Source organism: Hoeflea phototrophica DFL-43, from assembly GCF_000154705.2.
In the GTDB taxonomy this organism is placed as follows: Bacteria; Pseudomonadota; Alphaproteobacteria; order Rhizobiales; family Rhizobiaceae; genus Hoeflea; species Hoeflea phototrophica.
This window is the reverse complement of record NZ_CM002917.1, coordinates 168,518-191,817: the sequence shown is the minus strand read 5'-3', so window position 1 is coordinate 191,817 and position 23,300 is coordinate 168,518. Positions and strand designations below refer to the sequence as shown.

22 protein-coding genes are annotated in these 23,300 nt (G+C 58.1%); 7 read left to right on the top strand and 15 right to left on the bottom strand.

Translation table 11 applies throughout. The features are described 5' to 3' along the window. Positions 1 to 4: 4 nt before the first annotated feature. The gene (locus HPDFL43_RS00870; RefSeq protein ID WP_007199659.1) at positions 5 to 889 is read right to left on the bottom strand and encodes a prephenate dehydratase; all 885 of its coding nucleotides are present in this window, start codon (positions 887 to 889) and stop codon (positions 5 to 7) included. A 28-nt stretch (positions 890 to 917) separates the two neighbouring features. Continuing rightward, positions 918 to 1,664, bottom strand: a complete 747-nt coding sequence (locus tag HPDFL43_RS00865) for a 3-deoxy-manno-octulosonate cytidylyltransferase (protein WP_007199658.1) — start codon at positions 1,662 to 1,664, stop codon at positions 918 to 920. A gap of 171 nt (positions 1,665 to 1,835) precedes the next feature. On the opposite strand from HPDFL43_RS00865, the gene HPDFL43_RS00860 reads away from it, so the two are divergent. The 6 genes from HPDFL43_RS00860 (at position 1,836) to HPDFL43_RS00835 (ending at position 9,431) form a co-directional block, all read left to right on the top strand. Further along, positions 1,836 to 2,390: a c-type cytochrome gene (locus HPDFL43_RS00860; protein ID WP_007199657.1), complete on the top strand. Its 555-nt coding sequence runs from the start codon at positions 1,836 to 1,838 to the stop codon at positions 2,388 to 2,390. 160 nt (positions 2,391 to 2,550) lie between these two features. Then, positions 2,551 to 4,374: an extracellular solute-binding protein gene (locus tag HPDFL43_RS00855; RefSeq protein WP_156970146.1), complete on the top strand. Its 1,824-nt coding sequence runs from the start codon at positions 2,551 to 2,553 to the stop codon at positions 4,372 to 4,374. Positions 4,375 to 4,542: 168 nt separating this feature from the next. Next, the gene (locus HPDFL43_RS00850) at positions 4,543 to 5,646 is read left to right on the top strand and encodes a microcin C ABC transporter permease YejB (protein ID WP_007199655.1); all 1,104 of its coding nucleotides are present in this window, start codon (positions 4,543 to 4,545) and stop codon (positions 5,644 to 5,646) included. After that, entirely contained in the window at positions 5,643 to 6,794 is a 1,152-nt protein-coding gene (locus HPDFL43_RS00845; protein WP_007199654.1) for an ABC transporter permease, read from the top strand. The genes HPDFL43_RS00850 and HPDFL43_RS00845 overlap by 4 nt, the downstream gene beginning before the upstream one ends. Beyond that, positions 6,791 to 8,458 carry an ABC transporter ATP-binding protein gene (locus tag HPDFL43_RS00840; RefSeq protein WP_007199653.1) on the top strand — a complete coding sequence of 556 codons (1,668 nt, stop codon included), beginning with the start codon at positions 6,791 to 6,793 and terminating at the stop codon, positions 8,456 to 8,458. Before HPDFL43_RS00845 ends, HPDFL43_RS00840 begins: the two co-directional genes overlap by 4 nt. Before the next feature lie 7 nt (positions 8,459 to 8,465). Then, a complete protein-coding gene (locus HPDFL43_RS00835; RefSeq protein WP_007199652.1) occupies positions 8,466 to 9,431 on the top strand; it encodes a 2-hydroxyacid dehydrogenase in 966 nt (321 codons plus the stop codon). A 29-nt stretch (positions 9,432 to 9,460) separates the two neighbouring features. On the opposite strand, the gene HPDFL43_RS00830 is transcribed toward HPDFL43_RS00835, so the two are convergent. The 3 genes from HPDFL43_RS00830 to HPDFL43_RS00820 all read right to left on the bottom strand — a co-directional run bounded on the left by HPDFL43_RS00830 (position 9,461) and on the right by HPDFL43_RS00820 (position 12,156). Then, positions 9,461 to 10,321 (bottom strand): C40 family peptidase, encoded by an 861-nt coding sequence (locus tag HPDFL43_RS00830; protein WP_007199651.1) that lies wholly within the window; start codon positions 10,319 to 10,321, stop codon positions 9,461 to 9,463. Next, complete coding sequence (locus tag HPDFL43_RS00825) at positions 10,318 to 10,686, bottom strand: MarR family transcriptional regulator (protein WP_007199650.1); 369 nt, start codon at positions 10,684 to 10,686, stop codon at positions 10,318 to 10,320. The genes HPDFL43_RS00830 and HPDFL43_RS00825 overlap by 4 nt, the downstream gene beginning before the upstream one ends. A gap of 75 nt (positions 10,687 to 10,761) precedes the next feature. Beyond that, on the bottom strand, positions 10,762 to 12,156 hold the full coding sequence (locus HPDFL43_RS00820) for a leucyl aminopeptidase family protein (RefSeq protein WP_007199649.1): 1,395 nt from the start codon (positions 12,154 to 12,156) through the stop codon (positions 10,762 to 10,764). Between the two features lie 160 nt (positions 12,157 to 12,316). Between HPDFL43_RS00820 and HPDFL43_RS00815 the strand changes: the two genes are divergently transcribed. Next, positions 12,317 to 13,132 (top strand): tetratricopeptide repeat protein, encoded by an 816-nt coding sequence (locus HPDFL43_RS00815; protein WP_007199648.1) that lies wholly within the window; start codon positions 12,317 to 12,319, stop codon positions 13,130 to 13,132. Positions 13,133 to 13,454: 322 nt separating this feature from the next. Here the strand turns inward: HPDFL43_RS00815 and HPDFL43_RS00810 are convergent, their stop codons facing one another. From HPDFL43_RS00810 to HPDFL43_RS00765, 10 genes are all read right to left on the bottom strand, one after another. Beyond that, a complete protein-coding gene (locus tag HPDFL43_RS00810) occupies positions 13,455 to 14,450 on the bottom strand; it encodes a type II secretion system F family protein (RefSeq protein WP_007199647.1) in 996 nt (331 codons plus the stop codon). 12 nt (positions 14,451 to 14,462) lie between these two features. Beyond that, positions 14,463 to 15,473, bottom strand: a complete 1,011-nt coding sequence (locus HPDFL43_RS00805) for a type II secretion system F family protein (RefSeq protein WP_007199646.1) — start codon at positions 15,471 to 15,473, stop codon at positions 14,463 to 14,465. A gap of 12 nt (positions 15,474 to 15,485) precedes the next feature. Next, positions 15,486 to 16,991, bottom strand: coding sequence for a TadA family conjugal transfer-associated ATPase (locus HPDFL43_RS00800; protein ID WP_007199645.1), 1,506 nt, complete (start codon positions 16,989 to 16,991; stop codon positions 15,486 to 15,488). A 25-nt stretch (positions 16,992 to 17,016) separates the two neighbouring features. Continuing rightward, positions 17,017 to 18,303 carry an AAA family ATPase gene (locus HPDFL43_RS00795; RefSeq protein ID WP_007199644.1) on the bottom strand — a complete coding sequence of 429 codons (1,287 nt, stop codon included), beginning with the start codon at positions 18,301 to 18,303 and terminating at the stop codon, positions 17,017 to 17,019. A gap of 43 nt (positions 18,304 to 18,346) precedes the next feature. Beyond that, positions 18,347 to 19,048, bottom strand: coding sequence for a CpaD family pilus assembly protein (locus HPDFL43_RS00790; RefSeq protein WP_007199643.1), 702 nt, complete (start codon positions 19,046 to 19,048; stop codon positions 18,347 to 18,349). Between the two features lie 14 nt (positions 19,049 to 19,062). Then, positions 19,063 to 20,553 carry a type II and III secretion system protein family protein gene (locus HPDFL43_RS00785; protein WP_007199642.1) on the bottom strand — a complete coding sequence of 497 codons (1,491 nt, stop codon included), beginning with the start codon at positions 20,551 to 20,553 and terminating at the stop codon, positions 19,063 to 19,065. A gap of 8 nt (positions 20,554 to 20,561) precedes the next feature. After that, positions 20,562 to 21,371 carry a Flp pilus assembly protein CpaB gene (cpaB, locus tag HPDFL43_RS00780; RefSeq protein WP_007199641.1) on the bottom strand — a complete coding sequence of 270 codons (810 nt, stop codon included), beginning with the start codon at positions 21,369 to 21,371 and terminating at the stop codon, positions 20,562 to 20,564. A gap of 200 nt (positions 21,372 to 21,571) precedes the next feature. Next, positions 21,572 to 22,087: an A24 family peptidase gene (locus HPDFL43_RS00775; protein WP_040448865.1), complete on the bottom strand. Its 516-nt coding sequence runs from the start codon at positions 22,085 to 22,087 to the stop codon at positions 21,572 to 21,574. A 230-nt stretch (positions 22,088 to 22,317) separates the two neighbouring features. After that, positions 22,318 to 22,770, bottom strand: a complete 453-nt coding sequence (locus HPDFL43_RS22400) for a Flp family type IVb pilin (RefSeq protein ID WP_425348812.1) — start codon at positions 22,768 to 22,770, stop codon at positions 22,318 to 22,320. A gap of 28 nt (positions 22,771 to 22,798) precedes the next feature. Beyond that, complete coding sequence (locus tag HPDFL43_RS00765; protein ID WP_040449458.1) at positions 22,799 to 22,975, bottom strand: Flp family type IVb pilin; 177 nt, start codon at positions 22,973 to 22,975, stop codon at positions 22,799 to 22,801. Positions 22,976 to 23,300 lie beyond the last annotated feature (325 nt).

The following is a 23,300-nucleotide window of genomic DNA, read 5'->3' as shown; positions in this document are numbered from 1 at the left end:
CGCTTTAGCCCTCGGCATCTTCGGCGTGCGATCCGTTCTGCGCAAGGCGAAACGGATGCGCCGGGTAGACGCCCAGGATCCGCAATTCCTTGGAGAAGAAACCCAGTTCTTCCATGGCGCGGGCCACCGGAGCCTCGTCGGGATGGCCCTGGATGTCGGCATAAAACTGCGTCGCAAAGAACTTCCCGCCGATCTGATAGCTTTCCAGTTTGGTCATGTTGATGCCGTTGGTGGCAAACCCGCCCATCGCCTTGTAAAGCGCGGCCGGAATGTTGCGCACCCGGAAGACAAACGTGGTGACGACAACCTCGTCGGCCACAGGGCGCGGCGGGGTCTTTGCGTCACGTGACAACACAACAAAACGGGTGACGTTGGTTTCGGTGTCTTCGACATTTTCGGCAAGAATATCGAGGCCGTACAGATCGGCAGCCAATTTTGGTGCGAATGCAGCCATGGTCTTGTCACCGCTGTTGGAGACGAGCTTGGCGGCACCGGCGGTATCGCCGGCAACGATGGCCTTCCAGCCATTGGCGCGAACGATCTTGCGGCACTGCCCCAGCGCGTGGACATGGCTGTGCACTGTCTTGATATCCGAGAGCTTGGTGCCCGGCAGGACCATAAGCTGGAAATGGATCGGCATGAAGTATTCGCCAATGATGTGGAGCTGCGATTCGGGCAACAGATGGTGAATATCCGCGACTCGGCCGGCGATGGTGTTTTCAATCGGGATCATCGCCAGATCGGCCTCGCCCTGAGCGAGCGCATTGAACGCATCCTCAAAGGTGGGGCAGGGCAAAGGCTCAAGCGCCGGAAACATGTCACGGCAGGCCATATCCGAGTTGGCGCCAAACTCGCCCTGAATGGCGATGCGATTGGTGGAGTAAGTCATGGGATTGGTCCGTTCAGAATGCAGCGCACTAGCCGGCAGCAATGATTTGCCGTGCACGCTCGAGATCGGCGGGAGTATCGACACCCAGGGGAACCGAGTCAACGATTGCCACATCAATGCGCATGCCATCCTCAAGCGCGCGCAGCTGCTCAAGTGATTCGCGCTTTTCAAGCGTCGATTGCTTGAGCGAGACAAAGCGCTTGAGCGCCGAGCGCCGCCAGGCATAGAGCCCGATATGGTGATAGAGCGGGCCATCGCCATAGGGCGCGGTGGCACGGGTGAAATAGAGCGCGCGCAGAATATCATTTCCGACCGGGGTGCCGATGACCTTGACGATACTCGGATTTGTTTTCTCATCCTCATCGGTGATTTGAACAGCGATGGTTGCAAGCTCAGCCGACGACAAGGTCAGCGGCAAGGCCGAGCGGCGTATCGTCTCGGGCTCGATGGCGGGAATGTCCCCCTGAATGTTGAGGATAACATCGCTCTTGCCCTCGGGATCAAGCTTCATCGCCGCCTCGAAAACCCGGTCCGATCCGGACTGGTGGTCATCCCGGGTCATCACCGCGACCAGGCCCGCGGCCTCGACCACATCGGCGATCTCGCGTGCATCAGTGGCCACCGCTACCGGGCCGACACCAGCACGTTCAGCCTGGCGTGCGACCCGGACGATCATCGGAACGCCATTGATGTCGGCCAGCGGCTTTCCCGGCAGCCGGGAGGCCGCCATTCTGGCCGGAATGATGACGAGCATGGGCTCCTGATCCTGTTTCATGGTGGCTCCTATCCGGGGCTATTGATTGCGGGCGGCAAAAAGTCTCACAGCAACAGCCACAAACAGTGTTGCAACAAAACTGCAAAAGACATAGGTTCCGCGCGATTTCAAGGCTGGTCCAGCTATTGCGGGAAACAGGCGGGAAGCTGGACCGAAACGGAGCGACGGAACATGAACTCCTCATATTTCAATTCGGGCGCAGGTGCTTTTCTGGGCATCGTGTTTGTACTCATGACACTTTCCATCGTCTCGGATGGGATTTATCACGCCGCGAAACCGGAAACCGAAGGCTTTGCCATCGAAGTGGCTGAAGCCAGCACGGACACAAGCGAACCGGCCGAAGAAGCCGCTCCGGAACTGGTCGAGCCGCTGCTGGCCAGCGCCGATCCGGCCAAGGGCGAGGGTGTGTTCAAGAAGTGTGCGGCTTGCCACACCAATGATGCCGGAAACGGCAACAAGGTCGGCCCTGGCCTGTGGAACATCATAAACCGTCCGGTGGCACAGCATGCCGATTTCAAATACTCGACTGCGCTTGTCGATTACTCGGAAGGCGGCGCGGTCGCATGGACCTATGAGCGTCTGAGCAACTTCCTGGCGGCTCCAAAGAAGTACATCTCCGGCACGACGATGGGCTTCGCCGGTCTGAAGAAAATCGATGATCGCGCCAATCTGCTGGCCTATCTTCGCACTGTCGCCGACACCCCGCCGCCGCTGCCGGGCGAGTGATCGACAGAGCGAGACACCAAATGATGAAAAGCCGGGCTTCTGCCCGGCTTTTTTGATTGTATGAAGAGGTTCCGGGCAGTTTTTGCAGCAAGACCCTGTTAGCGCCGCGCAACTGTCCTATTCTCAATGAATGGAAATGGTTTCGAGAGGATATGCATCGATGATCAACCGCTTCTCCCCGCTCCTTGCGACGTTGGCCGCATTGATGATGACAATGCCGCCCGGATTGAGTGCGGAGCCTGTCTGGCGGCACGCGACTGCTCTGGTGGGTGAGGCCAAGTACCCTGAGAGGTTCGAGCGGTTTGATTATGTGAACCCCGAAGCGCCCAAAGGCGGCACGCTTAAACTGTCATCATCCGGCTCGTTCGACACACTCAACCCAATCCCGGCGAAAGGCGATCTCGCGGTGGGACTTGATCTGGTCTTCGAGACACTGATGACCTCGTCCGAAGATGAAATCTCCTCAAATTACGGGTTGCTGGCAGAGGCCGTCCGCTATCCGGACGATTACTCCTGGGTTTCCTACCGTTTGCGCGAAGGCGCACGCTGGCATGACGGCGAACCTGTCACCGTCGAAGACGTTGTCTGGAGTTTTGAGCAGACGGTGGCCAACAACCCGCAACGCGAGTTCTACTACCGGCATGTGACCAAGGCGGAGGCCACCGGGCCACGCGAAATCACCTTCACCTTCGATGAGAAGAACAACAAGGAACTGCCCAAGATCGTCGGAGAGCTGATCATTCTGCCCAAACACTGGTGGGAATCAGAGAGCGGCGAGCCTCGCTCCATTGATGAAACCACATTGCAGCCGGTTCTGGGATCCGGACCCTACCGGATCGCCAATGTGCGGCCGGGCGACATCATGACTTTCGAGCGGGTTGAGGATTACTGGGGTGCAGACCTCAATGTGAATGTGGGCCAGAACAATTTCGATCAGATCGAGTACACCTATTTCGGGGATCGCAATGTCGAGTTCGAAGCCTTCAAGTCGGGCAATGTGGATTTTTGGCAGGAGAACGAGGCCAAACGATGGGCCAACGCCTATAATTTTCCCGCCATGGAGGAAGGTCGAATCACCCGCGAAGAGCCCGAAAACCTCTATCGCTCATCGGGCATTCTGGTCGGCTTCATTCCCAATCTGCGGCGGGAAAAATTCTCTGACCCAAGAGTGCGGCAGGCGCTGAACCTCGCCTATGATTTCGAGGAACAGAACCGCACCCTGTTCTTTGGCCAGTATGAACGGATCAACAGCTTCTACTACGGTACCGAACTGGCCTCGTCGGGCTTGCCGCAAGGCCAGGAACTCGAAATTCTCGAACGCCTGCGCGACAAGATCCCGGAAAGTGTCTTCACCACACCCTATGAAAATCCTGTTGCGGGCGACCCGACAAAATTGCGCGCCAATTTCCGCAAGGCCGTCTCGCTCTTCCAGGAAGCAGGCTACACACTTCGGGGCAACCAGATGGTAAATGCCGAAACCGGAGAGCCCTTCACCTTCGAGATCATTCTGAACGGACCGATTATCGAGAAAGTGGCGCTGCCCTATGCCCAGAACCTCAAGCGTATTGGCGTTGCCGTCTCGGTTCGGGTTCTCGACTCCTCGCAATATACCAACCGGTTGCGCGCGCGAGATTTCGACATGATCTATTTTGGCTGGGGCCAGACGCTGGCGCCAGGCAATGAGCAGGCCGAGTTCTGGGGCTCAAAGGCCGCGGCACGGGAGGGATCGGCCAACTACGCCGGCATCGCCGACCCTGCCGTTGACGAACTGGTGCGAGAGGTGGCGTTTGCCAAGGATCGCACCACGCTGATCGACACGGTGCGGGCGCTCGACCGTGTTCTGCTCGCCAATCATTTTGTGATCCCAACCTACACCTTGCGGAAATCAAGGCTGGCCTACTGGAATCGGATAACGCGCCCCGAAGAACTGCCTTATTACGGGCTCGGATTTCCTGCTGTCTGGTGGTTCGAGGGCGATGAATAGATCATATCGGCCTGTGAGGCCTTGCATGGAGGCAGACATTCGATTCTGAATTGGCCAATCGCGAATCATCTTGGGGCCCAAGGGCCAAAAAGGACAGCAGTTGACGATAATCGCCTGCGACATGGACGATGCGACCGTGGCACGCCGCAGCCTTGAGGGGGCGCGCTGATGGGTGTCTATATTCTCCGGCGCCTGCTTTTGATGGTTCCGACAATCATCGGCATCATGGCGATCTCTTTTGCGGTGATCCAGTTCGCGCCCGGGGGACCAGTTGAGCAGGTGATCGCACAGCTCACCGGTCAGGGTGATTCGGCCGCAGATCGCATATCGGGCGGCGGTGGCGACCAGGGATTTGAAACCCAGCAGTTTGGCGATGATGTGACATCGCAGTACCGCGGCGCCCAGGGCCTCGATCCGGAATTTATCGCCAAGCTCGAAGCCCAGTTCGGCTTCGACAAGCCGCCGCTCGAGCGGTTCGGGCTTATGATGTGGAACTATATCCGCTTCGATTTTGGCGAAAGCTATTTCCGCAGCATCGATGTGATCGACCTTATCGCCGAAAAACTGCCGGTTTCCATTTCACTCGGCGTCTGGATCCTGCTGCTGTCCTACATCATCTCGATTCCGCTGGGGATCAAGAAAGCCGTCTCCGATGGCTCGCGCTTTGATGTCTGGACCTCGGGGGTGATCATTGTTGCCTATGCGGTTCCAGGCTTCCTTTTTGGCATCCTGCTGATCGTGCTGTTTGCGGGCGGATCGTTTTACGACCTGTTCCCGCTGCGCGGGCTGACATCGGACAATTTTTCCGAGTTGAGCCTGTTCGGCAAGATCGTCGACTATTTCTGGCACCTGACGCTGCCCTTGATCGCGCTGTCCCTGTCGGCCTTCGCAACGACCACGCTTTTGACCAAGAACTCGTTCATCGATGAAATCCGCAAGCAATATGTCACCACGGCAAGGGCCAAGGGACTGACCGAACGCCAGGTGCTTTACCGCCATGTGTTCCGCAACGCGATGCTGATCATCATTGCAGGCTTTCCCGGCGCCTTCATCACCGCGTTTTTCTCGGGGTCGCTGCTGATCGAGTACATCTTCACACTCGACGGACTCGGCCGGCTCGGCTTTGATTCGATCACCAAGCGTGACTATCCGGTGGTGTTTGCAACGCTGTTCATCTTTTCCCTTATGGGCCTGGTGGTCGGACTGATCTCGGATCTGATCTACACCTGGGTCGATCCGCGGATCGATTTCGAAAAGAGGGATGTCGGATGAACGCGCCGGCTTCCGCCACCAGTCAGAGCTATGATGCCAAGGGCCGGCCCAAGGGCTGGCTGTCTCCGACCAACCGGCGCCGCTGGGCCAATTTCAAGGCAAACCGGCGCGGCTACTGGTCGCTGTGGATCTTCATGATTCTGTTCATTGCCAGCCTGCTGGGTGAATTCATCGCCAATGACCGTCCGATCCTCGCCTCCTACAAGGGCGAGATTCTCTATCCGGTGCTGATCGACTACCCGGAAGAGAAATTTGGCGGGTTTCTTGCGCGTACGGATTATCGCGATCCCTTCATTCAGGAGGAAATCGAGGCCAATGGCTGGATGATATGGCCGCCGATTCGCTACTCCTACACCACCGCCAATTCCTATATTCCCCATTCTGCACCGACCGCGCCGTTCTGGTTGATGGACAAGGAAACCCGCTGTCAGGCCTATCCGCTCAAGCATGAGGATCCGGGGTGCAGGCTCGGCAACATGAACTGGCTTGGCACGGACGATCAGGCCCGCGATGTGACCGCGCGGATGATCTACGGCTTCCGGATATCCGTGCTCTTCGGCCTGACGCTGACCATCCTGTCGGCATTGATCGGCGTGGCCGCCGGCGCGGTGCAGGGCTATTTCGGCGGCTGGACGGACCTTCTGATGCAGCGCTTCATCGAAATCTGGTCCTCGATGCCGGTGCTCTACATTCTCCTGATCATCGCAGCCGTGCTGCCGCCGGGCTTCTGGATCCTGCTCGGAATCATGCTGTTGTTCTCCTGGGTTTCCTTTGTCGGCATTGTCCGGGCGGAGTTCCTGCGGGCGCGCAATTTCGAATATGTCAACGCCGCCCGGGCGCTTGGCGTCGGAAATGGCACCATCATGTTCCGGCACCTGTTGCCCAACGCCATGGTGGCGACACTGACCTTCCTGCCGTTCATCCTGTCGGGCTCGATCACCACGCTGACCTCGCTTGATTTTCTGGGTTTCGGCCTGCCGCCCGGATCGGCATCGCTGGGCGAAATGATCGCGCAGGGCAAACGCAATCTGGACGCTCCGTGGCTGGGGCTGACCGCCTTCTTCACCATCTCGATCATGTTGTCGCTGCTGATCTTCATCGGCGAGGCGACCCGTGACGCCTTTGATCCGCGAAAGACCTTCCGATGAACCGGATGGCGCAACCAGCCAAAGCCGCAGACAATACCAGCGAGCCGCTGCTGTCGGTGCGCGATCTGTCGGTGGCGTTCCATCAGGGCGGCGACAGCCAGATGGCCGTCGACCGCATTTCCTTTGACATCAAGCGCGGCGAGACGGTGGCGCTGGTGGGGGAATCGGGCTCGGGCAAATCGGTTTCGGCGCTGTCGGTGCTGAAATTGCTGCCCTACCCGGCAGCGAGCCATCCGTCCGGAAAAATCCTCTTCAAGGGCGAGGACCTGCTCTCCGCGCCCGAAGCTGCGATCCGCGACGTGCGTGGCAATGCCATCACCATGATCTTCCAGGAGCCCATGACGTCGCTTAATCCACTTCAGACAGTGGAAAAACAGATCTCCGAGATTCTGCATCTGCATCAGCCGATCAGTGCTGATGAAGCGCGAAAACAGGTTCTCGAACTGCTGGACCAGGTCGGCATTCGCGATCCGCGGCAGCGCCTCAACTCCTATCCGCACCAACTCTCGGGCGGACAGCGGCAGCGTGTGATGATCGCCATGGCGCTCGCCAACCGGCCTGAATTGCTGATTGCTGACGAACCGACCACGGCGCTTGATGTCACCGTGCAGGCGCAGATCCTTGAATTGCTGCGGGACCTGAAGACCAGCCACGGCATGGCGATGCTGTTCATCACCCATGATCTCGGGATCGTGCGAAAATTCGCCGACCGCGTCTGCGTGATGACCAAGGGCGAAATCGTCGAAAGCGGGCCGACGTCCGAGATCTTTGCCAATCCGCAGCATGCCTACACAAAGCATCTGCTCGCCGCCGAACCCAAGGGTGAACCTCCCTATCGCGCGGAAAACGCACCGCAGGTGATGCGCGCTGACGACATCAAGGTCTGGTTCCCGGTCAAACAGGGTTTCCTGCGGCGCACGGTCGATCACATCAAGGCGGTGGACGGGCTGTCGCTTACGCTCAAGGCAGGGCAGACGCTGGGCGTGGTCGGTGAATCGGGCTCCGGCAAGACAACGCTCGGACTGGCGCTGATGCGCCTGATCCGCAGCGAGGGTCAGATCTTTTTCGAAGACAAGCCGCTGCATGAGCTGAGCTTCAAGCAGATGAAACCACTTAGAAGCGCGATGCAGGTGGTGTTTCAGGATCCGTTCGGTTCGCTGAGCCCGCGCATGTCGATTGCCGATATTGTCGGCGAAGGTCTGGCAATCCATGCCAAAGGTCTTTCCGCAAAGGAGCGCGACCGCCAGGTGGCCAACGCGCTTGAAGAGGTGGGGCTGGATGCCGCCACGCGCTGGCGTTATCCGCATGAGTTTTCAGGCGGTCAGCGGCAGCGGATCGCCATCGCCAGAGCGATGGTGCTCAAGCCACGCTTCGTGATGCTGGACGAGCCGACCTCCGCACTTGATATGAGCGTTCAGGCGCAGGTGGTGGATCTCCTGCGCGATTTGCAGGCACGACATGATCTCGCCTATCTTTTCATCAGCCACGATCTCAAGGTGGTGCGGGCGCTGGCCAATGACGTGATCGTCATGCGCGCCGGCAAGGTGGTCGAGCAAGGCATAGCGGACCAGATTTTCGATCAGCCGAAGACCGATTACACCAAGGCGCTGATGGCAGCTGCCTTCAATCTCGAGACCGCGGACAGCGGTGTGGTCAGCGAATAGGATTTTCATGAACACCACCGCAGCCAAGGGCCATATCCTGCTCTCGCTTACGGGCTGGGATCCGAGCATCTGGGTAAAGGAGCTGTCGCAGGCAGCGCCGGAGCGCCCGGTCAAACTTGCACCCGATGGAGAAACCGACCCGGATATCGAATATGCCGTGGTCTGGAAGCCCGAGGCTTCAGCCCTGGCGAAACTTCCCAGGCTGAAGGCGATTTTTTCGCTCGGGGCTGGTGTTGATCACGTCTTTGCAACCCCCGGCCTGCCGGATGTGCCGATCGTGCGGGTTGTCTCACCGGATCTGACAACACGGATGAGCGAGTATGTGGTCTGGCAGGTGCTGGACCACCAACGTCTCGGACCGAAGTACCGGGCGCAACAGGCAGCCCGGATCTGGGAGGAAGACCGCGGACAATGCGCGGCGGGCGACATTACCGTGGGCATCATGGGGATTGGGGAACTGGGCATGGATGCGGCGCACAAACTGCGCTGTCTGGGCTTCGATGTCTCGGGGTGGTCGCGTACACCGAAGCAGGTCGAAGGCATAATATGTTATGCCGGACGGGAAGGACTTGGTGAGTTTCTCGCATCTGCCGACATCTTTGTGGTGTTGTTGCCGCTGACACCGGACACACGCAATATTCTCGACAAGGATCTGTTCGCCCGAATGACCAAGCGGGGGCCGCTTGGCGCGCCGGTGCTGATCAATGCCGGGCGTGGCGGCTTGCAGAACGAAGCTGACATCCTGAGCGCTCTGGATCAGGGTCTCTTGTCAGCGGTCACGCTTGATGTGTTCCATGAGGAACCCTTGCCACCGGAAAGCCCTTTCTGGGGGCATCCCAAGGTCACGCTGACGCCGCATGCTGCCGCAGCCTCGGTGCCATCGTCGCTGATCAGACCAATGGTGGCACAGATGAATGCCTATGATCGCGGCGAACCGCTGATCAATCTGGTGGATCGCAAGGCCGGTTACTGAGTGCCGGGCTCATGGCTCGGGTTTCGCTTCTACGGCCTGCGATAGCCGGTTGGATGACCATAAAGCTTTGCGATCCGCTCAATGGCCGCCTTAAGCGGCTCCCGGGTCACTGACATGGTGCCGCCCGAGGCATGCAACAGCGTATGCGGATCTTCGAGAAATCCAACATGACCTTTCCAGAACACCAGGTCGCCGCGCCTGAGGCCATGCTGGACAGGATCTATGGCCTGACCCAGACCGCTTGCCTGCTGATCGGAATCGCGCGGAGCCGGCTTGCCGGTCATCGCCAGCGCCATCTGCACCAGTCCCGAGCAATCAATGCCGAAGCCTGAGCGCCCGCCCCAGAGATAGGGGGTTTGAAGAAACATCGCGGCCACTGCGACTGCATCATGGCTTGCCGCCTCCGCCAGTGGCCTGAGATGCTCCGCGATCATGGCGGGGCCGTCACCCATCAACGCGTAGATGGTTCCCCTGGTCTCGGTCATGCCGGTGACGCGCACCCGGCTTGCCATCGACAGGGCATGCACCACCGGGAAACGCAGATCGGCTCCGCTGTAGACAAATGTGCGGGGAACGCAGACGAGATGCGTGGCCTCGCTTGAGCGGTCGCCGAGCGCCTCCTCGCGCAGATAGCCGACATAGCCGTCAGCGTCCAGCTGCACCCACGCCCAGCCATCCCTGCGGTCAAACACCTGCAGCGTCTCACCAAACAGGGCTTCGGTGTCGATGGCGCAATCGGGATCAGGTTTGGGATGGAGCTTAGCCAGCGGCACAGCAACTTCAGCCGCCATACCTTGGGTATAGCGGCCGGCAGAGACTTTCTCCCTCAGCCGTATGTCGGCCAGATCCGGCCGGTAGGCATGGAGACGGCGATCAAGGGTCTCCGTCATGGGGTCTTTGGCTCTGCTGCGGTGAGCTTCCGGCCTTCCGTGATGATGATGTCGCCGAGCCTTTCGACAAACAACGAACCTTCAACGGTTCGCTTGATCACCACGTTTCTGCGGTCCCGCTCGTCACGCACGCGGCGTACGAGCCCCATATGGCCCATCGTGTCGAGCGCTCGGGTGATGACCGGTTTTGTCACTCCAAGCATGGCGGCAAGGCCACGCACCGTGTGCGGCGGGGCGGCCAAATAGATATGCAGCAGGATCGCCAATTGCCGAATGGTCAGATCGGGGCCAATCAAACGGACATGTTCGAGTGTGGCGGCATGCCAAAGACCGAGCGCTTCCGAGGGTCTGAGATCAACTGACATACGCACGCCTTGGTCGTTACGGAACCGGTCTACTTTGAACGAAACCATATTGGCGCGCAAGGCAAAGGGCCGACTTCAGGCCGGGTAACGCTGACTGACGACATCAAACAAGGCGCGGATTGCCTGTGCTTCGCCGCCAACCGGCCCATGCGGCCTTTCCTTTGGCGACCAGGCAAAGATATCAAAATGCACCCAACTCACCTCAGGTTCGATAAAACGTTTGAGGAACAGTGCCGCTGTGATCGAGCCTGCAAAGCCGCCTGACGGCGCGTTGGTAAGATCGGCGATCCTGGCTTTCACATCCGCTTCATAGGGCTTGTAGAGCGGCATTCGCCACATCGGATCGGCAACCGCGCGCGATGACTCCGAGAGACTGCCGGCAAGAGTTTCATCGTCGGTGTAGAACGGTGGCAGATCGGGACCAAGCGCCACACGGGCGGCCCCAGTCAATGTCGCCATGTCGACGATGAGGGCCGGCTTGTCCTCGCAAGCGTAGCTCAGCGCATCAGCCAGAACCAGGCGGCCCTCGGCATCGGTGTTGTCGATTTGAACTGTCAGCCCTTTTCTACTCGTAAGCACATCGCCCGGGCGGAAGGCGGAGGCAGATATGGAATTCTCGACGGCGGGAATCAGCACCCGCAAATCAACAGCGAGGCCGGCATCCATGATCATCATCGCCAACGCCAGCACATTGGCTGCCCCGCCCATGTCTTTTTTCATCAACAGCATCGAGGATGCGGGCTTGATGTCGAGGCCGCCGGTGTCAAAACAGACACCTTTGCCGACCAGGGTGAGCTTCGGCGCACCCTTCTTGCCCCACCGCATTTCGAGAAGCCGCGGCGCCTGCTCCGCCGCCCGGCCGACCGCATGGATCATCGGAAAATTCGCAGACAGCAGCGCATCGCCGGTGACCACTTTCGTCTTTGCCTTGTAGCGTTTGGCAAGAGCCAGAAAGACGGTTTCCAGCGCGTCGGGGCCCATGTCGTTGGCAGGCGTGTTGACCAGATCGCGAGCCAGCGACACCGCTGCCACCGTCCGGGTGATGGTGTCCGCATCGGCATCGGCGGGGATTACCAGACGCGGACCAGCCGGAGCCGGCTTCCTATAGCTCTCATAACGGTAGGCCCCCATGCCGAAGGCCAGCGCCATAACGGCGCCTGAGATCGGGGAGGTCTCGATGTGCCAGTCACCGGCGGGAAGCGCACGGGCAAGCTTGCCGCCAATGAAGGGGTTGCACTCGGTTTCATCGCCGAGTCCAAACAGCGCGCCGGCGAGCTTGCCATGCCGCGAGGGGGCGAGCAGCAGCGATCCTTCAGCGGCGTTGAAACCAGCGCTTGTGGCCCAGGCCAGCGCGGTCTTGTCGAATTGACCCCTTTCCAGATCCGCGCGCGAGATGGCCCAGACAGGCAAGGAGGCTGAGGACATCGGTGCAAAGGGCGAAGGTCTTTCGATGAACTGATAGGGCGGCATGGTTTCTCCTTGCGTCTTCTTTGGTCCCTGCCCGGTCAAAGCCTGTCACGAAGAATCGCTTGTTAACGGTTGATTAGGGTTAACAGATTATTGCTGGAACGAATATTGCGGCGCTCCTGTTGTCGGGTTGCCGCGGCCCACAACCCTCGGGATCAGGTCAATGTTGAAGCCAGGTATCCGCTCCAATTTCTCCCGCCGACTGTTCACAGCCGTCTGTGTCGCTGCGATCGGCATATCGCTTGCCGGCTGCGCCTCCAAAGGTAAGTTGACCACCGGGTCGATTCCTTCGATGAACAAGCCGCTTGAAAGCATGAATGCAGCCGAGCTGCATTCCGCCGCCGAGCAGGTTGGCCGTGCCTATGACCGCAATCCGAAGGACCCGGCGATCGGAATGCACTACGCTTCGGTTCTGACCATGGGCGGGCGGTCTTCGCAGGCGCTGGCAGTGATGCAGCAGGTGGCGATCCACAATCCGACCGACCGCACAGTTCTTGCAGCCTATGGCAAGGCGTTGGCGGGCGGAGGCCAGTTTGACAAGGCCCTGGACGCGATCCGACGGGCACAAACGCCCGACCGGCCGGATTGGCAATTGCTGTCCGCCGAGGGCGCTATCCTTGACCAGATGGGTGATCCGGCGGGCGCACGCAACCGCTATCGCAAAGCACTCGACATCAAGCCAAACGAGCCGTCGATCCTCTCCAATCTCGGTATGTCCTATCTGCTCCAGGGTGACTTGCGAACTGCAGAGACCTATCTTGCTTCAGCTGTTCAGCAACCCGGCGCCGACAGCCGTGTGCGGCAGAACCTCGCATTGGTCGTCGGCCTGCAAGGCCGCTTCGGCGAAGCCGAGAAAATCGCCAGTGCCGAACTCTCACCGGAGCAGGCGCAGGCCAATGTGACCTATCTGCGCAGCATGCTGTCGCAGCAAAATGCCTGGAACAAGCTCAAGGACAACGACAGGAAGAACACCAACTAGGCCTCTTTTTGCTTCGGGCGCCGTGCAAATCATCCCTGCAGTCAATTGAGCGGTTACAAGCCCGTCAGGGCTGAGTTTGATCTCCCCGGCGCATGGCGGGCCACAAGCCACGAAGCCCCAGGTTCTCGCTTCCAGCTTCTCCCGGAATGTCTCCAGTTTCTCGATTGATCGACATTGCCCGCGCATCCTGCGGGATTGCGCCCGGTCTGGCTTGCCTACCTCTCCTGTGGATACGATCCCAACTCGCCCGATCAGTCGAGTTTGATTTTCGCAACGGGTTGCGCAGCTCCCGCCCCGGTCCGCTTGACGCCTTGTTGGATTTTTAGAACCTGTCCATCACCTGGATCGCGGCTGGGCCGAGGATAACGCCGATCAGAACCGGCAGGAAGAACAGGATCATGGGCACGGTCAATTTGGGCGGAAGGGCCGCAGCCTTCTTCTCGGCCTCGGTCATCCGCGCATCGCGGCTTTCCTGCGCAAGCACCCGCAACGCTTGAGCGATCGGTGTACCGTAACGTTCTGACTGGATCAGCGCCTGAGTTACCGACTTGACCGCCTCCAGTCCGGTCCGGTTGCCCAGGTTTTCAAAGGCTACGCGACGGTCCTGCAGATAGGACAGCTCAGCCGTGGTCAGGAGAAACTCCTCGGCCAGAGCCGTCGACTGAATAGCGATCTCCTCGGCAACCCGCTTCATCGCAGCCTCAATGGAGACCCCCGATTCCACACAGATAAGCAGCAGGTCAAGCGCGTCCGGCCATGCCATCTTGATCGACTGCTGGCGTTTTTTGGACTGGTTTGAGATGAATATGTTGGGTGCATAGAAGCCCGCATAGGCAGCAACGATACAGGCCAACAGACGCACCGTTGTCGGCTTGTCCGTCATGTTCTCCAAAACAAAAACATAGACCACCGCCGCAACGAAGAAAAAGAAGGGCAGCACAAAGCGCGCCAGCAAGAACATATTCAGCGCATTCTGGGTCCGATATCCCGCAGCACGGAGTTTGGCGACGGTCGCATCGTCGGCCAGCGCTTTACGCAGATTGAGCTGTTCAACAATGCCGCGAACTGATGCGTTGTTGTGGGCGCGCAGCCCGGCGCTCTTGGAACCACCGCGCGATTGCTCGGCATGCAAACGCGCGCGCTCCCGAGCCCGGATTTCGTCGCGCTCCAGAGCAGCCGATTTCATTCGCTTGTCGAGATCGCCGCGCTCGAAGTATGGCGCCATAATGGTGAACAGGGTTGCAAACACCGCCACGGAGACAAGGATCGGGACCAGATAGGCCGGATCTGTGAGGGAAGACGCAATATCGGAAAGCATGATTTGTCCACCCTAAATGTCAAAATTGATCATGTTGCGCATCACGAGGATGCCAATCGACATCCAGATTGCTGAAGCGCCGAGAATGAGGTGCCCGCGGGTGTCGGTGAACAGGATCATGATGTAATCCGGAGAAGTTAAGTAGACCAGAAGGGCCACAATGAATGGCAATGCGCCAATGATTGCCGCTGAAGCCTTTGCTTCCATCGACAAAGCGTTGATCTTCGCCTTCATCTTCTTGCGGTCGCGCAGAACGCGCGAAAGATTGCCCAGAGCTTCAGACAGATTGCCACCTGCCTGCGCCTGAATCGCGATCACGATGGAAAAGAAATTGGCTTCGGACAGCGGAATCCTGCTGTAAAGCCTGGCGCATGCTTCGGGTATATTCATGCCCATTTGTTGCGAATCGACAATGCGCTTGAATTCGGTCCGCACCGGCTCCTGGCCCTCAGCAGAAATCATCCGGATCGCGTCATTGAGCGGCAGGCCGGACTTGATCGAGCGGACCATGATATCAAGCGCGTTGGGAAACTCGGAGAGGAACGCCTTGAGACGACGGTTGCGCAGATATCCTACGATCCACCGAGGCACTCCGGCACCAAAAATGATCGCAATCCCCGCGGCAACGAGCGGGCTGCCATAGGCAACGAAACCGACTAGACCAGCAACAAGACCCAACACCAGCGAGATCATATAGAACTGGCCAAGCGAGAACGGCAAACCCGCCTGTCCAATCTTGTCCTTGAGCGGCGGGGAGGTCTTCTTATCGTTTTCCTTGTTTTTCTCGTCGAGCGTTTTGAGCGAATCCTGAACCGACTTCCGCCGCTTGTTGGCCTCGGCGAGCCGGTCGCGTGCCGCTGAGGCCTTGCTGCGGTCGGTTTCAGCAGCCTTGACCCGCTTGACCCGGTTTTCTGCCTTGCGGTCGCCTTCGATACGGCTGTAGAGCACGCCGTAACCCAGCGCCCCGGCTGACAGCGCAGCCAGACCGATAATTGCGACCACAACTGTATCCAGACCAAACACGCTTGCGTCTCCTTAAGAGGTCATTTTTTCCATGGCGTCGAGGGCAGCGGCCAGGCGCTTGTCTTCACCGTAATAGCGTGCCCGATCCCAGAAATGCGGACGGCCAATGCCCGTGGACCGATGCTCCCCGATGATCTTGCCATTGGCGTCTTCGCCGACCATCTCGTACTTCATCAGATCCTGGGTGATGATGACATCGCCTTCCATGCCGACAACCTCGGTGATGTGGGTGATACGGCGTGAACCATCCCTTAGGCGCGTTGCCTGGATCACAACATCGACCGAACCGGAGATAATTTCACGAACGGTCTTGGCCGGCAGTGTGAAACCGCCCATGGCGATCATGGATTCCATACGGCTGAGACATTCACGCGGGCTGTTGGCATGAATTGTACCCATCGAGCCGTCGTGGCCGGTGTTCATCGCCTGAAGAAGGTCGAACACCTCGGGGCCACGAACCTCACCCACGACAATGCGCTCAGGTCGCATGCGGAGACAGTTCTTGACCAGATCACGCATGGTGATTTCGCCCTCACCTTCGATATTGGGCGGGCGGGTTTCAAGCCGCACCACATGCGGCTGCTGCAGCTGCAGTTCTGCCGAGTCTTCGCAGGTGATCACCCGCTCATCGGTGTCGATATAGGCCGTCAAGCAATTGAGAAGCGTTGTCTTACCGGAACCGGTGCCGCCGGAAATGACGACATTGCAACGCACGCGCCCGATAATCTGCAACAACACAGCGCCTTCCGGCGTGATCGCGCCAAATTTGACCAGCTGATCCAGCGTCAGCTTGTCCTTTTTGAACTTACGAATGGTAAGCGCGGCACCATCGATGGCGAGCGGTGGCGCAATCACGTTGACGCGGGAACCGTCAGGGAGACGGGCGTCGCAGATCGGGCTCGATTCATCGACCCGGCGGCCAACCTGGCTCACGATTCGCTGGCAGATTGACAGAAGCTGGCCGTTGTCGCGAAACCGGACGTCTGTTTCCTGGACCTTGCCGGAGACTTCGATGTAGGTCTTACCAGCGCCATTGACCATGATGTCGGCGATGTCATCACGGGCAAGCAATGGCTCCAGCGGTCCGTAGCCCAAAACGTCGTTGCAGATATCGTCGAGCAGTTCTTCCTGCTCTGCGATGGACAGCGCAAAGTTCTTGATGGTGATGATATCGTTGACGATATCCCTGATTTCCTCGCGCGCGCTTTCGGCGTCAAGCTTGGCCAGCTGAGAAAGGTCAATGGTATCGATCAGCGCCGAGAAAACCTGGCTCTTGGTGTCGTAATAGGCCTCGTTGCGTGCTGATTTGCGCTTTGCCGGGGGTTCTTCTCGGCGAACCGAGGCAACCGGTTCCGGCTGGGGCGCAGCCGCAGGAGCCTGGGCGGTAGCAGGAATTGGCGCGACCGGCGCCGCTTCCGCGGCCGGTTGCGTGGCCATAGCCTCAGCCGCTACCGACGGCTTTGGCACTGGGGCCATCGGCGCCTTCACGGATCCATCGTTGCTGCGTTTGCCGAACATGTTGTTGCGAACTCCAGTTTGGCTGTTACTTGCGACCGAGCATGCCCATAAGGGATGCGAGGCCCGCTTTTTTGCGTTTTTTCATTTCAGCCCGCCCGGTGACCACATGCGCGATCTGTGAAAAGGACTCCGCCACTGGCGACTTGGCTGCAGATTCGGAAATCATCAGGCCGGAATTGGCTGCCTCGCCAAACAGCGGCGCATCAAACGGAATGATTGCCAACGGCTCGATTTCCAGCGGATCGCAGAAGACTTCCGGAGCAATCTCCGGTCGCTTGGCCATACCGACCTGGTTGAGGATCAGGAACGGCGGATGATCGTTTGGCCGCAGCTTGCGCAGTGTATCGAACAGATTCTTGGTGTTGCGAAGGTTGGCAAGATCAGGTGTGGCGGTGATGACGACCTCATCCGCAGCGCTGAGAATCTTTCGGCTCCAGTCAGACCAGATATGCGGCACATCGAGCACCGAGACTGGCGCATTGCGCTGAACGATCTCCAGGATCGGCAGGAATGCATCGCCGGAAAAATCATAGGTCCGGTCAAGCATTGATGGCGCGGCCAGCATCGAGAGATGTTCCGAACACTTCGCGAGCAGGCGATCAAGAAACACTTCATCAAGGCGATCGGGTGAGAACACCGCTTCGGCAATGCCCTGGGTCGGATCATTGTCAAAATTCAGGTTGGCGGTCCCGAAAGCGAGGTCAAGATCGGCGAGAATGACCTCGCTCGAGAAAAGGCTTGAAATGCTCCAGGCGCAATTGTGCGCCAATGTCGATGAACCGACGCCGCCCTTTGCGCCGACGAAGGCAATGGACTTGCCCAGAGGGGCTGCCTCGGGGTCGACAAAGATGGAGGAGACAACACCGATCACATCAGCCATTGACACCGGTGCAACGATGTATTCGGACACGCCATTGCGCACCAGCTCGCGATACAGCGATACATCATTGACGTGGCCAATCACCACCACGCGGGTATCAGGATCGCAATAATTGGCGAGTTCTCCGAGCTCTGCGATCAGTGTTGCGCCATCAGCGTTGGTTTCCAGGATCAGCAGATTGGGTGTCGGTGAAGAGGCAAACATGTTGGTTGCCGCCGATACACCGCCTGAATTCACTCGGAGATTGACCTTGGCCATGCGGCGATCCTCGCCGCAGCGTTCCATGGTCTTGGCCAGGCCTTCGGTCTCGTAAAATGCATGCACCGAAATGCGGGGCAGCGGTCTGATCCGGTCAAAGTCCCCACGTGCAGTTTCAACTTCGACCGTTTCGGCCGGTTCTGACTGCTCGAGCGAATAATCTAGTTCTGTCATTACGATTGTCCTGCTTCAGAGGTCGCGTGCCGTAATTTTTCCATCAAAGTGCCCCAAGCCCGGCACCGCTTTCCCGATAGGTCTCAATAATTGTCGAGCGGCGCTCTGCATCAATCGGCGACATGCCGCGTGGTGCTATGAGATCGCCGGGGTTGGCAATCTGAGCGGCCAGGTTGCTCTGGCTTGCGCAGCCAAAATTTGCCCAGTGCTTGTTCTCTGTCGTGTCGGCGGCGAGATCCTCGGGCCAGCGACCGCATTTTTCCGTCGACGCCGTGATGGCTAGATAGGCGATGCGGATCGGCGCCGCGTCGTCGGGAGACGAAACGCTGTAGGGCGAAGAGAGAATGCGATCACGCGGAACGCCCTCCTTCTGAAGAATCTTTGCTACCTGACCGGAAAGGATCGAAGCAGCGCCGGCATTGGCTGAGCCGACCGGCACCATGATGCGGACTGCGCCCGACGCACTGGAGCGGTAGCTGTGTGCCGCGCCACGGACGATCTCGCGCATGGATGTTGTCAATTCACGGTCGCCGGTGCCAACGGGAATATCAACCGTGCGCTCTTGCTCGGCGACAATGATCGGGTGGTTGGTTCTATAATCGTCGGGGACCGCACCGACGACCACACTCTTACCACCCCATCCCGCGCAGCCGGTCAGCACAGACGCGGCGGCCAGCATCGAAATCGCGAGATACCGGACCCTGGGAAGATCAGGAGTGGCTGGAACTGAAATCTTGCTCAACATTGTGGGGTTCCTGATCACTTGTAAATGAAGCCAACTGCGCCGTGGTAGCGGCCGGCAGGCAAGCCGGTTTCCATCTGGCCATAGACACGGTTGACCCGGCCAAGGAAGAAACCGGCGCCATCGCTGGGCGCATTGAAGTTGTCATCCGGGCGGGAAAGCTCATTGCGAGCAACGGGTTTGACGAGATAGGGGGTAGCGATGATGACCAGTTCAGTCTCATTGCGCAGGAACTCCTTTGAGCGAAACAGGCTTCCCAGAACCGGGATCTTGGAAGCGCCAGGCATCCCCGAAATAGTCTGGCGATAGCTGTCACGCACCAAGCCGGCAAGGACCATCGATCCACCCGAAGGAAGCTCGACAGAGGTTTCGGCTTCGCGCTTCTGAATGGATGGCAGCGGGCTTTGACCCTCGAATGTCGGCTCGGAAACTTCGGTCTTAATGCGAAGCGAAATCCGCCCCGGCGCCAGAACCACAGGAGTGAATTCGAGCTTTATTCCGTATTCCTTCTCCTCGAAGATGGTTCCATCTTCGTCGCGTTCACTTTCGATCTCGAACGAACCGCCAACACTGAAGCGCGCAACTTCACCGGAAATGGCCGTGAGGCTCGGTTCTGCAAGGGTGCGGATCACACCGGCGCGCTCAAGGGCGCTGATATCGGCGGAAATCCGCGCACCCGAAATGGTGCCGGCAACGGATCCAACGGACGCAAGACCGGGAACCGAAAGCCAGGGCGATGGGCTGTTGCCAAAACTGGATGAGCCATCCCCGCTTATGGTTGTGTTGAAACCCAGCTGCTTGAGGACCTGGCGGCTGACCTCTGCAATGGTCACCTTGAGCGTGACCTGGTCCTCACCATCAATCTTGAGCAGGTTAACGATCTTGGATTTCTGCCGATCTTCCGCGTTGATAGCCGCGTCCCCGCCTTCACTGGTGGCAGTTGTGACACGCGTCGTTGCTTCACCACCTGTCAGGAATATCTCAGCCAGCCTGGCCGCTTGCGACGCATCTTGCGGCGTCCTCACCGAACCGGTCAGCACGATGTTGTCCGAGATGATCTCAACTTGGATGTTGGAATCGGGAAGGAAACGGGCCAGATGGACCTCAAGGCCGGCAACATCGCGCTCGATCTCAAGTTCGATGGCGATGATTTCCTCGCCGTTGGGGCCAAAAACGAAAATGTTGGTCTGACCTACCGTCTTACCGAACAGATAGAGCCTGCGCGATGTCCGTGTCACGGCATCGGCAAGCGCCGGGTCGGCGACTAGGATATCATGGGCATCGGTGGGCAAATCAACGACGATCGCCTTGTTGAGACCAAGCTTTACACGCTTTGAGACACCAGGACCGGACTTCTTGATCTTGATAATGTTCTGCGAGGCCTGGGCTGGGGTTGCCAGCCGGCCTGTGGTCGGATCGACGAGCACACCAGTGACCAGGACAGACCCAACCAGTGCGATACCGGCGATTGAAGACAAAAGCGATTTTGCTATATGACGCACGTTCATTCTCCGCTTCAGTTGGTGGCGCCAACATTGGTGATTGCGCCGGAGCGGATCAGCTGGATGGCTGAGGTGCCGTCTTCGCCGCTCAAAAGGTGTTTCGCACCGTCGGTATCCGGCTCCTGAACGTCCGCGACACTGCGAAGAGCAAGCGTCAAGCGGTCTGCCATTTGCTGGGCGACGGTGATGATCTTGGATTGGTCTGGGGTCAGCTCAAGTGTTGCCGTGGTCCCGACCGCAGTGCGATTGCCCTGGGCGTCTTCCTCGATCCGCTGGTCGATCGCCAGCACCCGGATGTTGGAAAGGATGACCTCGGTGAGGAAGCCTTCTTGCTCCGTTTTGCGGCGAACCATGATCACATCGACTCGATCGTTGGGCAGAATGAAACCGCCGGCACTGGTGGCAACCGAAATTTCGGTCGCAATTGCGCGCTTGCCCGCAGGAAGCAGGGAAGACATTATGCGCGAAGAGGAATCCACGATTTTTTCGGGCCGAAGCGGTTCACCAGTGAACAGCGGAAGCCGGACAATTGACCCCGTCAGCTCCGTTATGGCATCCGGGCGGGATTCACGTCGGATCAGTCCTTCTGTGACTGCATCCTCCGGCCAACCCTTCCACTCCATTGTCTCTTCATTGAGCCGCGCGCCCACCGGTAGGCTGGCGCTGACCACCAGAACATCCAGGGTAGGCATTTTTTCGATCACTGGCGTTGCTGAGATCTCGTTCACCTGAACCGTTGGAGCAGTTAGGTTCATAGCGAGATATCCGGCAAGACCGGCGGCCAGGACTGCCACTGCCATGATGACGACGCGGGCGGGTTTCATGCGGTTTCCTCACCGTGAATTGGATAGGCTGGCCGCAGAATGCATTCGCAATCGTGTAATTATGGTTAATGTTCTGGAAGCAAACAGGGTTAATGTTTGGTTTGCTTGACAAATAGGGTATGGGGCTCTCGTGACTGCAATGGGAATGACGGCTCATACCGCTGCCATTGCCCAACAGCAGATGGCGCAATTCTCAAATCTCAGTGGAGACGGCCGATGGCTTCAATGAAAATACGGCTGTCAGGATAGGTGGAAAAGGCGGCTGCCCCAATGGCCACACCGTAGGGGATACCCGCACGATCCTTGAAAAAATGCATTGGAATCGGAACCGGCGACACAAGCAGGATGTTCTGGTTGGCGCGAAGCATCAGCACGACAAGCGCAAGAAGGCCGCCATAGATTCCCGTGAACCCTAAAAACACGACCAGATCCGAGCTAAAGCCGTACCATAGCGCGGCAGCGCTGAGGATCTTGGCGTCACCACCGCCCATGACGTTAACTGCGAACAGGGCGAAGCAAACCGCGAATACGATCAGAGCCGCAACAATTGACCACCCAAAGGTAGCGAGATCCATGCCGCTGAGGGGCGCGACAACAAAAAAGGAGAGGCCGAGAACAATCGAGACCCTGTTCGGAATCTTCATTGTCAAAATATCGGTGAATGCCGCTATTGCCAGGCAAAGCGGGAGTACAATGAAGATTGCGGCCTCAACCATCGAAAAGCTCCAAGATTCGCTGTCCACCGTTATGACCGCAACGCGCGTGGGATTTCCCGGTCTGCGGCAACCCCGCGCGAAAGGCCAAGTTCCGCTTTCTGAAGAAGTTTCTTCAGCGGGAGTGCTAATCTAGCCCGAAGACATTAAGAAACCGCAACGGGAACCTAATCCAAAAATACCGCCAGAATGCCGGTTGGTATTTTCAGAGTGCGCAATAGCGCTTTTTCGCATTATTTATGCGCGTTTTGGGCATTGTTCATCTTGTCCGCCAGGCCTTGGAACTGATTCCCGACCGTATTTCCAAGCGTCATTGCTCCAGCGATAATGGAAACAGATATCAAAGTTCCAATCAGGCCATATTCAATAGCCGTTGTTCCAGTCTTGTCTTTGGCGAAACATTCAAAAAATTTCAGCACGGAACGTTCCTTTATCCAGATAAACAAAGACGCCAACCCTTCGAACTTGTAAGACGTTGCGATAAATGAAGCTGTTTCGGAGAAGCAGACTATCGGGGCAACAGAAAAACCGATTTCATCATGTCCAAAATATATTAGAGATTCGTTTACATTGATCCGCAATTCAGCCTGATCCACAGCGGATCGATTGGATGGATGGATACAAAAAAGCTGCCCCATCTGAGGGGCAGCTCTTATCCAAGCAATGCTGAATGCGATTTTAGTCAAGCACCTTCAGCATTGTCATCAACGCTGATTACTTACCAGCGTTGTCAAGCTTGGTCGCCAGGCCCGAGAACTGATTGTTCAGCGAGTTGCCGAGTGTGGTTGCGCCGGTGATCAGTGCGACCGAAATAAGTGCAGCAATCAGGCCGTACTCGATTGCAGTTGCGCCGGATTCGTCTTTGACGAAACGATCAAAAATGGTCTTCATGGGATACTCCTTCATCCAGATATTGGTTTCAGCACTCCGTCAACCGTTACCGTTGATCAGATGACCTGAACCTAGGATGGAAGTTTTTCGATCTGCTTAAGAGACGTGGTTAGCGAAATCTTTTCGCCGGGATAGCGGCCTGCACCAAGCCTGGTTCGAGGCCGACACACCGGATCGCCAGAGTCACTTTATAATTAGGGGGGGCTCAATTTCCGACCGCTTTTTGTACGGCTAGCGGGATGAAATCGATCAAAAAGAGGGCTAAATGAAGAAGTCTGGCCTCACCTTAAGGCTTCATTCACCAATCCAGGCGATTTTGGGGTGA

Bases quoted from the DNA above. Each gene is read 5' to 3' on its own strand.
- HPDFL43_RS00795 (WP_007199644.1), bottom strand. From the start codon at position 18,303: ATGACAGAACTAGATTATTCGCTCGAGCAGTCAGAACCGGCCGAAACG.
- HPDFL43_RS00775 (WP_040448865.1), bottom strand. From the start codon at position 22,087: ATGGTTGAGGCCGCAATCTTCATTGTACTCCCGCTTTGCCTGGCAATA.
- HPDFL43_RS00815 (WP_007199648.1), top strand. From the start codon at position 12,317: ATGTTGAAGCCAGGTATCCGCTCCAATTTCTCCCGCCGACTGTTCACA.
- HPDFL43_RS00785 (WP_007199642.1), bottom strand. From the start codon at position 20,553: ATGAACGTGCGTCATATAGCAAAATCGCTTTTGTCTTCAATCGCCGGT.
- HPDFL43_RS00820 (WP_007199649.1), bottom strand. From the start codon at position 12,156: ATGCCGCCCTATCAGTTCATCGAAAGACCTTCGCCCTTTGCACCGATG.
- HPDFL43_RS00860 (WP_007199657.1), top strand. From the start codon at position 1,836: ATGAACTCCTCATATTTCAATTCGGGCGCAGGTGCTTTTCTGGGCATC.
- cpaB (WP_007199641.1), bottom strand. From the start codon at position 21,371: ATGAAACCCGCCCGCGTCGTCATCATGGCAGTGGCAGTCCTGGCCGCC.
- HPDFL43_RS00865 (WP_007199658.1), bottom strand. From the start codon at position 1,664: ATGAAACAGGATCAGGAGCCCATGCTCGTCATCATTCCGGCCAGAATG.
- HPDFL43_RS00845 (WP_007199654.1), top strand. From the start codon at position 5,643: ATGAACGCGCCGGCTTCCGCCACCAGTCAGAGCTATGATGCCAAGGGC.
- HPDFL43_RS00825 (WP_007199650.1), bottom strand. From the start codon at position 10,686: ATGTCAGTTGATCTCAGACCCTCGGAAGCGCTCGGTCTTTGGCATGCC.
- HPDFL43_RS00835 (WP_007199652.1), top strand. From the start codon at position 8,466: ATGAACACCACCGCAGCCAAGGGCCATATCCTGCTCTCGCTTACGGGC.
- HPDFL43_RS00850 (WP_007199655.1), top strand. From the start codon at position 4,543: ATGGGTGTCTATATTCTCCGGCGCCTGCTTTTGATGGTTCCGACAATC.
- HPDFL43_RS00855 (WP_156970146.1), top strand. From the start codon at position 2,551: ATGATCAACCGCTTCTCCCCGCTCCTTGCGACGTTGGCCGCATTGATG.
- HPDFL43_RS00840 (WP_007199653.1), top strand. From the start codon at position 6,791: ATGAACCGGATGGCGCAACCAGCCAAAGCCGCAGACAATACCAGCGAG.
- HPDFL43_RS00790 (WP_007199643.1), bottom strand. From the start codon at position 19,048: ATGTTGAGCAAGATTTCAGTTCCAGCCACTCCTGATCTTCCCAGGGTC.
- HPDFL43_RS00765 (WP_040449458.1), bottom strand. From the start codon at position 22,975: ATGAAGACCATTTTTGATCGTTTCGTCAAAGACGAATCCGGCGCAACT.
- HPDFL43_RS00830 (WP_007199651.1), bottom strand. From the start codon at position 10,321: ATGACGGAGACCCTTGATCGCCGTCTCCATGCCTACCGGCCGGATCTG.
- HPDFL43_RS00870 (WP_007199659.1), bottom strand. From the start codon at position 889: ATGACTTACTCCACCAATCGCATCGCCATTCAGGGCGAGTTTGGCGCC.
- HPDFL43_RS00800 (WP_007199645.1), bottom strand. From the start codon at position 16,991: ATGTTCGGCAAACGCAGCAACGATGGATCCGTGAAGGCGCCGATGGCC.
- HPDFL43_RS00810 (WP_007199647.1), bottom strand. From the start codon at position 14,450: ATGCTTTCCGATATTGCGTCTTCCCTCACAGATCCGGCCTATCTGGTC.